The sequence below is a fragment of the Lentzea sp. NPDC054927 genome, assembly GCF_053610285.1.
Genome location: NZ_JBSGXZ010000008.1, coordinates 59232 through 70761 on the forward strand (window position 1 = coordinate 59232; position 11530 = coordinate 70761).

Here is an 11530-nt window from a genome sequence, read left to right on the forward strand (position 1 = left end):
GTGGAGAAGCTCTCGCCCAACTCGGCACGCACGCGCCTGGACCGCGTGCCGCTGACCGTGCCGGACCGCGCGTTGCTGGCCACGTTGCTGCGGGTGTTGGACGACCAGGCCGAGCTGTCCGTCGAGCGGGCACACGAGGTGCTGTTCCCTGGACGGACGCCGGTTGCGGCAACGAAAGCGTTGGAGCGCCTCGTCAAGAAGGTCAACGGCGCCGCGGAGGGAGAGACCGTCGACCTCCGTCTGGAGGTCAGCGGCGCGAAGAAGCTGGGGGCACGTGGCCGCGTGCTGGGGTTCGTCGCGCAGCGGGTCGACCAGCCGCGCGACCCGCTGCGGTCGTTCAACGAGATCGGCGACGCGCTCATCCTCGACCGGCCCGCGACGTTGATCGGACCCCGGCGAGTCGTGCTGTGCCACGCACCTCAGGACGCCGAACTCGCGGGCCGGCTGTGGGATCTGCTCACCGAAGCGCTCGCCTGCGGCCAGGCACAGATCACGGTGTGGCGCCCTGACAACGACGTGCTGGCCGGAGACGACCGCACCCAGCACTTCCGCACCGCCGCGGCACAGGCGGATCTGGCAGTGGTCGCGCTCAGCAACGCGTGGCTCGGCCAGACCGCGGCTCACGAGACGTTGTTCGACGGCACAGGCCTGAAGATCGTGCCGGTTCGGCTGCAGGCGCTGAGCCCTCTCGCGGATCCGGCGGGCTTCGGCAGCACGCCCTTTCCGGACGACGCGGACGGCAAGCCGTTCGAGGAACTGCGCGGCGCGGCGGCCAAACGCTCCTGGGCCAACGGGCTCGCGGACCAGGTCCAGCGGTTGCTGTCCAGGCACGCGTCGAGCCCGCCGGACATGGGCCTGCGCGATCTGCGGTTGCTCAAGGCCGACAGCGGGGACGGCTACTTCCCCCTGGACGCGAGCCGAGGCGCCATGGAGCCCACCATCCTGCCCGGCTCCTGCACGGACGCCCGCCGCGTCAACGACGTCGTGTCGTTCCTGCTGAACTGGGCTCATGACCCGGACGGCACTCCCCTGGCCGCGCTGCTGGGCGAATACGGTGCCGGGAAAACGATCACCTGCCAGGAGCTCACCGAGCGGCTGCGTGGCGGTGACCATCCCGAGCCGCTCTACTTCGACCTGCGCCGCGTCGGCAATGTGAGCAACGGCGTGCCCACGCTCACCGAGATCCTCACCGAGTGCATCGCGCGGGGATGGGAGTCCGGCGACGCCCGCCTGCCCACCGGCGAGGAGGTCATCGCGCGGGCCAAGTCCAGGCCGACGTTGTTCGTCATCGACGGTCTGGACGAGGTTCTGGTCCGACTCGACGCGGCGCAGGGGGTGACGTTCACCCACGAACTGCTGAAGCTCCGTCCAATCAGGACACGCGACGGCATCCGCGCACCGTTCGCCGGCAAGGACACGAAGGTCTTGCTGTCGTGCCGCACACACTACTTCCGCTCGTTGCGCGAACAGTCACGGCACTTCCTCGAACACGACCGCGACCTCTCCCGAGCCGAGGACTACACGGCGCTGATCCTGCTTCCGTTGACGGACAAGCAGATCCACGACTACCTCGACAAGACCCTGGACCGTGACGCGACCCAGGTGATGGACATGCTGCGCGCGGTCCACGACCTCTCCGACCTCGCCACCCGTCCGTACACCCTGGCCAAGGTCGCCGCGCAGGTCCCGTTCATCGAACGCCGCTTGTCCGAGCAACGTTCCGTCCACGCGGCCACCATCTACCAGCAGGTGCTGCACGACTGGCTGGCCCGCGACAGCGGCAAACATCACCTGCGCCCGGACCACAAGCTCAAACTGATGGCCCGCCTGGCCGCGTGGTCGTGGCGCCGCGGCGACCGCCGGGTCGACAGCGGTGATCTGGACGATTGGCTCGACGAGCAACTGGCCACCGACGACGTCCTTCAGCGGCGCTATCGGAACGTCTCACGCGACCAGTTGGAAGAAGATCTGCGCACGGCGACGTTCGTGGTCCGCAGTGACGACAACGGCCCTGACCGCCCGGACTTCCAGTTCGCCCACAGCTCCATCCACGAGTACTTCCTGGCACAGCACCTGTGCGACGCTTTGCGCGACGACAGCCGCGACGACTGGCGTCTGCCGATGCCGTCCGACGAAACCCTCGACTTCCTCGGACAGCTGATCGCCGACGCGGACGACCAGGCAGCGCTCACCCGCCGTCTCGCCGAGTGGCGCGCGCCGTACGTGGCGGAGACGAGCGAACTCTGGTTGCGCTACCAACTCCGTGCCCGCGAACACGACTGGCCCCACTCCACGATCGCCGCCTGCGACCTGACCGGCGCCTCGTTGCGCCACTGGCGGTTCCGCGGCACCGAGACGGCGCCGCTCAACCTCACCACGGCGGTGCTGGCCGGCGCCGACCTGCGCGATACGCGGTGGGATCACGTGACGTTGCGCGACGCGAACCTGCACGGCGCGAAACTCGAGCGGGCGATGCTCAACCACTCCGACATGATCTCCGGCGACCTGAGCGCCGCGAACCTCAAGGGCGTCTTCCTGCGCCAGTGCCGCTTGGAGGGGGCCGACCTGTCCGGCGCCGACACTCACGCGATCATGCACGTCGGACCGGACGTGACACTGCCCGCTCCGTCGCCGCCGAGCCGCACCAGGCTCCAGAGTCGTGCGGGCCGCTCCGATGCTTTGAACGGCGTGGCGTTCAGCGCGGACGGCGCCCGCGTGGCGGTCGGCAGCGGTCAGGCGGTGCGCATCTGGGACGCCACAACAGGTGACTACCTGGTCACCTACACCGGCCACACCGGCATGATCCACGACGTGCTGTTCAGTCCTGACGGGAGTCGGCTCGCCACCACCAGCCACGACCACACCGCGCGCATCTGGGACACCGTTACCGGCGAACAGCTGTTGATCCTCAACGGCCACACCGATTGGGTGCGGGGCGCGGCGTTCAGTCCTGACGGGACTCGGCTCGCCACCACCAGTCACGACCACACCACGCGCATCTGGGACACCGTTACCGGCGAACACCTCCTCACGCTGGCAGGACGCACCCGCCGGTTCTGGGACGTGGCGTTCAGCCCCGACGGAACCCGGCTCGCGACAACCGGTAGCGGCATGGACGCGCGCATCTGGGACGCCACCACCGGTGTGCACCTGCTGACCCTCACCGGTCACACCGGCGTGGTGCACGACGTGGCCTTCAGTCCTGACGGACTCCGGCTCAGCACCAGCAGCGGCGATGACAGCGTGCACATTTGGGACGCGGTGACCGGAGATCCACTGCTCCGGCTCGGCGGACACGGCAACTCGGTGTGGGCGGCGAGGTTCAGTCCCGACGGATCGCGAGTCGCCTCGGCCAGCCTCGATCGGACCTCGCGCGTCTGGGACGCGGTGACCGGCGAGGAACTGCTCGTCCTCACCGGTCACAGCGACGAGGTGTACGAGGTCGCGTTCAGCCCGGACGGCACTCGGATCGCCACCAACAGCGCAGACCACACCACGCACGTCTGGGACAGCACGACGGGAGAGCACCTGCACACCCTCGCGAGCAACTCCGAACGGCCCGCGGTGGCCGCGTTCAGCCCGGACGGCGCCCAGCTCGCGAGCACCGGCGACGACAAGGCGCACGTGTGGAGCACGGTGACAGGCGTGCATCTGCTCGCCCTGACCGGTCACACCGGTTCGGTGAACGCCGTCGCGTTCAGCCCCGACGGCGCCCGGTTCGCCACCACCGGCGACGATCAGACCGTGCGCCTGTGGGACAGTCCCACCGGCGAACAGCTCCGCGTGCTCACCGGCCACGCCAGCGAGGTGAACTCCGTCGCCTTCAGCCCGGACGGCACTCGGCTCGCGACCATCGACGATGAGCACTTCGTACGCGTCTGGGACAGTTCCACCGGCGAACACCTGCTCATGTTCGACAGCGACGGATCGACCATGTGGGGCGGCAAGAACGCCGTGATCTTCAGTCCGGACGGCGCACGTCTGGTCACCACGGGGCAGGACCACTACGTGCGCATCTGGGACAGCGGGAACGGGGACCTCCTTCGCGTTCTCGACGGAGAAACCGATTGGGTGTGGACCGCGGCGTTCAGCCAGGACGGCCGCCGACTCGCGACCGACGGCATTGACGGCACCGCCTCCGTCTGGGACCCGCACACCGGAGAACACCTCTTGAGGCTGGCGGGCCACGCCAAGGGCGTGCAGGCCATCACGTTCAGTCCGGACGGCCGTTGGCTGGCCACTGGCGACGGAGACAGCCGAGTACGCCTGTGGGACAGCACAACCGGAAAACAACTGTTCGACCTCGACCTCGACCACAGCGGCGAGGTTCGAACCCTGACCTTCAGCCCGGACGGCCGCCAGTTGGCCACCGCGTGCGACGACGGCACAACGCGCGTCTGGGACATCGCCGGCCACCGACTGCTGTGGCTCGCCGCTCAGTTCCCGGACGGCGCCGCCGCGTCGTGGTCGCCCGCCGATGATCGACTGATCGCGACGATCGGGGACGTCTGGAGGTACCTGCGCGCCGCGTGCTACGACTCGCAGGGTCGTGTGATCGGTGTGCAGCCCTACGAGCGCTACTACTCGTTGCCTGAGGCGCAGCACGAATCATGAGCAACAACGCGAAAGGCTCCGACCAATTTGGTCGGAGCCTTTCGGTGCTTCGAGTGGACGATACAGGGATTGAACCTGTGACCCCTACCGTGTCAAGGTAGTGCTCTCCCGCTGAGCTAATCGTCCGAGGCGGAGACGGGAATCGAACCCGTGTACAGGGCTTTGCAGGCCCTTGCCTAAGCCACTCGGCCACTCCGCCAGGAGCATGACTCCACAGCGGACAGTCGCTGGGGAACCACAGAGCGGATGACGAGACTCGAACTCGCGACCCTCACCTTGGCAAGGTGATGCGCTACCAACTGCGCTACATCCGCGTACATCACTGACTTCGTGATGTTGAAACAACCTTATACGAGGGAATCAAGCGGGTTTCACCGGGGGTACCCGCATCGCCTTCGCGGGCCCCCTACCTCGGATTATTCAGCTCAGGTCGTTCGAGATGAGGTGCGTCAGCGCCTCGTCGACGTTGACCCAGAGGTGCTCGTTGCCCGGCACGACGACGTCGTAGGTCCGGTCGAGGAAGTCTGCGAGTTCCTGGGCGGACGCCTCGAACATGGCGTGCCCGGAAGGCGAGCTCAGCTCGATCACGACGACCTCGGGGTCGTCGGCGGCAGGGCGAATCCGGACGTCACCGTCGCCGGCGTCGGCGATCAGACCGTCTGCGAGCAGGTCGCGGGCGTACACCCACTCGACCCAACCGGCGCGGCCGGTGCGGAACGCGGCGACGACCGCGTACGGGTCCTTCGTGTCGTATCGAAGCTCCACCTGGACCGGGACCGCAGGTGTCCTCGGCGCCAGCAGGTCGAAGACCGCTGTCGAGCGGAGCGTCACGTGATCGTTGCGCATCGTCGTTACCCTCTTCTCCCTTCCCGGTCAATGAAACGACCGAGCACCTTAGTTGTGACGTGCATGTGGCGAGGAACGCTCAGGAAACGGGCGCATATCACCCCATCGGGTCAGCTTGACTGCGTAACGCGACGGTTTGCACGCGCTCCGTGTCCTCCTCGCTCGTTAGCCCGCGTTCAGCCACTCCCATCTTGCTGGGTCTAACCTGAACCCGGTACCGGCTGTTGCGCGAATGTTGGACGTGAGGACATCTCTGGTGGCTGACTCGCCCGGTCCACCCGTTGCGTCACGCGACGGCCGGCCGACCGATTTCGGGCTCGTGCAAAGGCTCGCACAGGGCGATCGGTCGGCGTTCGGTGAGCTGTACGACAGGTACGGCACACCGGCATATTCGCTGGCCAGACGCATCTGCGTAGACCCCGAACTGGCCGAGGACGTTGTTCAGGAAGCTTTCCTCGCGCTCTGGCGGCACCCCGCCAGGTTCGACCCCGCCCGCGGAAGTTTCGGCACCTGGTTGATGACCTTGGTGCACCACCGCGCGGTGGACGCCGTACGTAAGGAGAACACTCAGCGTCGTCGGACTGTTCCCCTCACCGACGACGTTTCACCACCGGCCGAGGGTTCCGACCACGCAGCGTTGATCAGCGTGGTGAGCGCCGAGGTCAGGGCGGCGTTGCGGACGTTGCCGGAAGAGCAGCGCCAAGTCATCGCACTGGCCTATCTCGGCGGCTACACGCAGTGCGAAGTGGCGAAGCTGACGGGCGTGCCGCTGGGGACTGTGAAATCGCGCACGTTCGCGGCGATCAGACGTCTGAGAGGCACGTTGGGGAACTTGTGGGCCGGCGAGACCGGCGAGACGACGGGAGTGCACCGGTGAACGGCGAGTTGTGCCCTCACGAGGAGCTCGCCGTCGGCTGGGCGATGCACTCCTTGGAACCGGACGAGGAAGCACTGGTCCGCGACCACCTGCCGTCCTGCGACACGTGCCAGCACACGGTGATGGCGACGCAGGAGGTCCTCGCGGGCATCGGCGGCGCGGTCCGCCACGAGCAGCCACCGCCCCGCCTGCGCGCGAGGCTGATGGAACAGATCGAGCACATCCCGCAGGAGGCGCCGGTCCAGCACCGCCCGCGCCACGCGGCCGCCACTCCCCTGCGCCCGCAACACCGCCGCCGCTCCGGCCTCGTGCTGCTGGCCGCGGCGGCAGCACTCGTCGTCCTGGCCGGCGGCGGCTACCTGGGCGTGCGCGTGAACCAGCTGTCAGGCCAGGTAGCAGCCTCAGAAGCCCGCACCAACGAGCTGAACAAGGCGCTGTCCCTGGCCGCGGACCCGAGCACGAACAGGGCGGTCCTGCGCACGACCTCCGGCGACGAGGTGGCCGTGGTGCTGTCGAACCCGACCTCCGGCGCCGTGATGCCGACGAACCTGAAACCGAACGACTCGGGTCACGTTTACGTAGTTTGGGGTGCAAGTACGAAAGCGCCGGTACCGTTGGGAGTGTTCGACGTACACGCCGGCTCGGCCGACCCGCAACTGCTGTCCTGGTCGGCCGACGCACACAAGCACACGAGGTTCGCGGTGTCGCTCGAACCCGGCCGCCAAGCCCCGCCGAATCCCTCGGAGGTGCTGGCAGGAGGCCAGGTTGCACCCGCCTGAGTCCCAACAGGATGATCGACACATGACGAAGCCCGACGTGCAGCCCGGCTCAGACGAGCACCGCGGCTGGCGCCACTGGTTCCACCGCAACCCGGCGCTGAACATGGCCTACCGAATCGGCGTGGGCGTGATCGGCGGCCTGGTGCTGATCGCGGGCATCATCATGATCCCGTACCCCGGCCCCGGCTGGCTGGTGGTCTTCGCGGGCCTGGCCATCCTCGCGACGGAGTTCGAGTGGGCAGGCCGAGTCCTGAAGTTCGCCAAGCGCTACTACGACCGCTGGGTGGCGTGGCTCAAGCGCCAGCCCTCCTGGGTCCGCGGCCTGGTGATGGCAGGCGTCTGCGCCATCGTCCTCGCCACCTGCTACCTCCTCAACGTGTTCGCGCTGGTCGGCGGCTGGTTCGGCGTGGAGTGGAGCTGGTTGCAGAGCCCGATTTTTGGTTCTCGTTGATGATGTTGTAGGCTATGGCCACACCGCGAGAGCGGCACAGCACCACAACAGAACACGGGCGTTTAGCTCAGCGGGAGAGCGCTTCGTTCACACCGAAGAGGTCACTGGTTCGATCCCAGTATCGCCCATTGCAGGTCAGAGGCCCGGAACCAATCAGGTTCCGGGCCTCTGACTTTGTCGTACAGCAGCAAAGTACAGTTGCGGATCAAATACCGAGGCTTCCGCTCAACTGCTGTAGTGCTTTCCGCGTCGACTCGGCGGACACCTCGGTGTAGATCTCCATCGTGACCTCCATGTTCGCGTGCCGCAGGATCCGCATGATCACCCGAGGGTGCACGTTCAGCTCCGCGAGCAGCGAGGCGCAGCTCCGCCGACCGTCGTGCACCGTGATCTTGGGAACGCCATTCTCGCAACGGCGGTCCCATGATCTGTTGAAGTTGCGGGGCTCGATCGGCGTGCCATGCCGAGTGGTGAACAGCAGGCCGCATTCCTGCCAGGCGACGTCTGCGGCGCAGCCCAGTCCAGCCTGCCCACCTCGTCTCGATACCGCCGCACCCTGTCCGCGTACTCGGTGGCACTGACGGTCCAGCGCCCCTGCTGCTGAAGTTCGGTGAAACCGCCGCTGTCGAGCGCCCACGGCTCAACTGCGCGCGGCAGGGTTCGGTAGCGCCGCAGTCGGGAGTCCGACACGAACAGAGACACGCCCGCGACGCGTAACCAGCCTGGTTGCTCGATGCCGAGCAACGCGCACCCGAGCAGGTCCGACACCACTACCTCGGGCGACAGCTCGTCCTCACGTGGATACGACAACAACGCGGAAAGCCGAGCCACACACTCGCAGGACTCGCTCGCCGGCTTCGAGTCGGCTGAGCGGAAGCGCCCGTAGGCTCTGCCACATGGGTGCGGACTCCGAACGGTTCGCAACGCCCCGGATGGCTGCCGGAGCGTTGTTCGTCGACGACCAGGACCGCATGCTGCTGGTCCACAAGACCTACAGCAACGGATGGGACATCCCTGGGGGCTACGTGGACGTCGGCGAGTCGCCGGCGGCCACATGTCAGCGCGAACTTCTAGAAGAAATCGGGTTGGTCCGGAAACCAAGGCGCCTGATCGCGGTGGACTGGGCACCGAACGACAGCGAAGGCGACAAGGTGCTTTGGCTGTTCGATTGCGGCGACCTTGGCGACGATGAACAGCGCATCACTCTCGATGCGGCTGAGCTGGACCGCTGGGAGTGGGTGCCAAAGGATCACATCCCGAACTACGTGATCCCTCGCCTTGCCAGACGACTTGAACAAGCGCTCGCAGCCCATCGAAGCGGCCACGCCGTCTACCTTGAGCACGGCCGCCGCTGAGTTCCTAGATTCACCCTGGCGTGTAACTCAGTTGGAGACGCCACCGGCCGCTGGTTCACTTTCCGCTATACGTAGCGGAAGGATCCGGTGGTGAGTGAGCCCGGGAACGTAGACGAGACCCCAGCAGCTGCCATGGTGGCTGCCTCGGAGCAGTCTGTAGGGCGACCTGGCCCGTACCGGCACGATCCGGCGCTAGTACCAAGGCTGGTACGGCTAGCTGATGCGTGCTGTGAGAACGCAACCGATCTACTTAACGCCTCTTTGAGCGTGCGGGCACTCGTGGCTCAGATGGATTCACCGGCTGACGCCTCGGCTGTGCAGGTGCTGTACAACACGTTCTGCTACCGCATTACCGTTGCTCCGGTAGACGCCGTCGCGGGTGCAACGCTGGGGCCCGTGGACGGTCAGTCGTTTCTGCCGTTTGCGATGCGGGAAGCAAGCGACGACATACGCCAGCTGTGGCTAGCTCTGGCCGAGCACGCAACTCATCCTGTGGTGCGGGCCAGGTGCTGGGACATCGCATTCAACCTGCATCTGCTGACGAACGGGCGTGACACCGCTGAGAAAGCCGCCCGCGCATACCTGCAGACCATCGGCACTGCGCTTGGGCCGCGGGCACTAGCTGACGGGCTGTTGCGGGGCTGGACCCTTGCACGGCAGGTGCGGTTGGTTGACCTGGAGCACGAGATCGCTACGGCCATGATCAGCGTGGTTGAGGACGTGCTTACCCTGGACGAAGACGCTTATGGTGCGATCCCTTTGCTGGCAGCGCTGATCGCGTCCCCACCGCGCGGGAGGTCGCCTGCACCGGCGGACCCGAAGATTGATCAACTGCTGGACCAGGCACTGATCACCTACCCGCAGATTCACGTCATCAAGGACATGGCGGTCCTGGTACGTAAGCGCGCAGCCGATACCCCTGCCCGCGTGGAGCGCGCTAACCGGCATCTGGTGGGCGCCATGCTCGCCGACGCCGACGCGGCGGTCGAACCCATGCTCATCCTTGTGCTCTACAGCGAGGCCGCCTCGCAAGCACGGGCCCTTGGCCTGTTCGATCTGGAAAAGACTGCGGTCACGAAGCTACAAGCCGCTCCAGCACCCACCTGGGAGTCGACCAAGTTCGAGATCGACTTGCCCTCAGCGTTGTTTGAGGCCTACATGCCAGGCTTCAAGGACGCCACGAACTGGCAGGAAGCACTAGGAATTTGGTTGCACCCCACCGATGCACCGTCTGGCCGCTACGAGAACAACAAGGTCACCGCAGAGCGGACGCTACAGGCATCTGCGATCCGCGCCAGCATCACCACGGTCGTCTTTCGCTCCGACAACCTGCCGGCCCGAACGCTGACCTCAGAGCAGCTGCTCGATCGGGAGTTGGCGCGCCTGGAAACCATGCAGATGGGCAGCGCTGGGGTGTTCCTGGGCAACGCGCTATTCACCATCCGGGCACGCTTCGGCATACCGTCACGCGCCGAACTCGAAGAGTTCCTGCGTGACTTCGGCGCCGCGCCTGCACTTGTCACCGCACTGGCCACCGCGCTGCAGCTCTACTGGGCCGGCGAGTGCGACGCGGCCGTGCACCTAGCTGTACCCAAGATCGAAACCGCAATTCGAGCCTTGCTGATGGAGCTCAACGAACCCGTATACCGCACCCAAACCGGCGACGCCGCAGGACGGTTCCCCAGCTTGGACAACCTGCTGCCCCCGTTGGTAGACAATGACTTCGACCCCGACTGGGAACGCTTCCTACGCACCCTATTGCTCAACGAGGGTTTCAACATGCGCAACCGCATGGCACACGGATTCCTCGACGCCGTCTCACCGATCGACGCAGCCCTCGCCCTACACGCATGCGCCATCATGGTCCTGCTGTCCAACGATCAAGCAGCCGCTCGTGACGCCACCACCGTCCGATCCGCCTTGGCCAACCCGACCGGCCCGCAGCCACGACGACGCAGCCTGCGCAAGCGCATCACCGCAGCTGCCGTAGCCGCGTGGTTCGAAATACGCCGCACGTGAAGCAAGGTGGGCCGGTCAGCACAGTGAACCGGCCCACCCGTTACGGATCATGTCCAGGTGGCGGTGACTTCGAGGAAATGATCTCGGATTGCGTTGGAGCAGATCTACGATCCAATAGACAAATCATCTATACGCTGGGCACGTTCAAACAAGGGCACTGCGTCGTCCAGCTGACCGAGATCGACTAGCACGATGCCAAGGGCGACCAGGTCGGTGGCGACTTCGGGATGGTTGGGTCCGTAGGCGGCTTCATCAACAGCCACAGCGCGTTCGAGCAAAGGCACCGCATCCTCGAGCTGACCGAGATCGACTAGCACGTTGGCGAGATTGACCAGGTTGATAGCAACGTCGGGGTGATTGGATCCGTAGGCGGCTTCGTTGATCACCAAAGCGCGTTCGTAGAGCAACCTGGCCTCCTCAAACTCACCAAGGGCGACTCGCACAGCAGCGAGGGCGGCCAGGTCGCTGGCAACCTTGGGATGGTTGGGCCCGTTGGCGGCTTCATCAACAGCCACAGCGCGTTCGAGCAAAGGCACCGCATCCTCGAGCTGACCGAGATCGACTAGCACGTTGGCGAGATTGACCAGGT

Annotated in this window: 9 protein-coding genes, 4 tRNA genes and 1 pseudogene; 7 read left to right on the forward strand and 7 right to left on the reverse strand. The window is 66.1% G+C overall.

Going from position 1 to position 11530, the window contains the following annotated elements:
- On the forward strand, positions 1-4614 hold the full coding sequence (locus ACWGE0_RS14970; protein WP_452261458.1) for a pentapeptide repeat-containing protein: 4614 nt from the start codon (positions 1-3) through the stop codon (positions 4612-4614).
- A gap of 54 nt (positions 4615-4668) precedes the next feature.
- Here ACWGE0_RS14970 and ACWGE0_RS14975 read toward each other — a convergent pair.
- The 4 genes from ACWGE0_RS14975 to ACWGE0_RS14990 form a co-directional block, all read right to left on the reverse strand.
- Positions 4669-4740, reverse strand: a tRNA-Val gene (locus ACWGE0_RS14975).
- A gap of 1 nt (position 4741) precedes the next feature.
- A tRNA-Cys gene (locus ACWGE0_RS14980) sits at positions 4742-4813 on the reverse strand.
- Between the two features lie 42 nt (positions 4814-4855).
- Positions 4856-4928 (reverse strand) — tRNA-Gly (locus tag ACWGE0_RS14985).
- A 106-nt stretch (positions 4929-5034) separates the two neighbouring features.
- A complete protein-coding gene (locus ACWGE0_RS14990) occupies positions 5035-5460 on the reverse strand; it encodes an SsgA family sporulation/cell division regulator (protein ID WP_030477975.1) in 426 nt (141 codons plus the stop codon).
- 256 nt (positions 5461-5716) lie between these two features.
- On the opposite strand from ACWGE0_RS14990, the gene ACWGE0_RS14995 reads away from it, so the two are divergent.
- From ACWGE0_RS14995 to ACWGE0_RS15010, 4 genes are all read left to right on the forward strand, one after another.
- A complete protein-coding gene (locus tag ACWGE0_RS14995) occupies positions 5717-6337 on the forward strand; it encodes an RNA polymerase sigma factor (RefSeq protein WP_452261459.1) in 621 nt (206 codons plus the stop codon).
- The gene (locus ACWGE0_RS15000; protein ID WP_452261460.1) at positions 6334-7116 is read left to right on the forward strand and encodes an anti-sigma factor; all 783 of its coding nucleotides are present in this window, start codon (positions 6334-6336) and stop codon (positions 7114-7116) included. Before ACWGE0_RS14995 ends, ACWGE0_RS15000 begins: the two co-directional genes overlap by 4 nt.
- A gap of 22 nt (positions 7117-7138) precedes the next feature.
- On the forward strand, positions 7139-7567 hold the full coding sequence (locus ACWGE0_RS15005; protein WP_452261461.1) for a TIGR02611 family protein: 429 nt from the start codon (positions 7139-7141) through the stop codon (positions 7565-7567).
- Between the two features lie 56 nt (positions 7568-7623).
- Positions 7624-7695: transfer RNA gene (locus ACWGE0_RS15010), tRNA-Val, on the forward strand.
- A gap of 77 nt (positions 7696-7772) precedes the next feature.
- Here ACWGE0_RS15010 and ACWGE0_RS15015 read toward each other — a convergent pair.
- A complete protein-coding gene (locus ACWGE0_RS15015) occupies positions 7773-8156 on the reverse strand; it encodes a tyrosine-type recombinase/integrase (protein WP_452261662.1) in 384 nt (127 codons plus the stop codon).
- A pseudogene (locus tag ACWGE0_RS15020) lies at positions 8081-8398 on the reverse strand (deazapurine DNA modification protein DpdA family protein); the annotation flags it as partial. The pseudogene ACWGE0_RS15020 and the gene ACWGE0_RS15015, both read right to left, overlap by 76 nt.
- Before the next feature lie 65 nt (positions 8399-8463).
- Between ACWGE0_RS15020 and ACWGE0_RS15025 the strand changes: the two are divergent.
- Positions 8464-8922, forward strand: a complete 459-nt coding sequence (locus ACWGE0_RS15025) for an NUDIX domain-containing protein (RefSeq protein WP_452261462.1) — start codon at positions 8464-8466, stop codon at positions 8920-8922.
- 315 nt (positions 8923-9237) lie between these two features.
- Positions 9238-10941, forward strand: coding sequence for a hypothetical protein (locus ACWGE0_RS15030; RefSeq protein ID WP_452261463.1), 1704 nt, complete (start codon positions 9238-9240; stop codon positions 10939-10941).
- 104 nt (positions 10942-11045) lie between these two features.
- Here the strand turns inward: ACWGE0_RS15030 and ACWGE0_RS15035 are convergent.
- On the reverse strand, positions 11046-11530 hold a 485-nt coding region (locus ACWGE0_RS15035), incomplete at its 5' end, for a tetratricopeptide repeat protein (RefSeq protein WP_452261464.1).

Excerpts from the sequence above, each read along its gene's own strand:
- ACWGE0_RS14990 (WP_030477975.1), bottom strand. The coding sequence starts at position 5,460 with ATGCGCAACGATCACGTGACGCTCCGCTCGACAGCGGTCTTCGACCTG.
- ACWGE0_RS15005 (WP_452261461.1), top strand. The coding sequence starts at position 7,139 with ATGACGAAGCCCGACGTGCAGCCCGGCTCAGACGAGCACCGCGGCTGG.
- ACWGE0_RS15025 (WP_452261462.1), top strand. The coding sequence starts at position 8,464 with ATGGGTGCGGACTCCGAACGGTTCGCAACGCCCCGGATGGCTGCCGGA.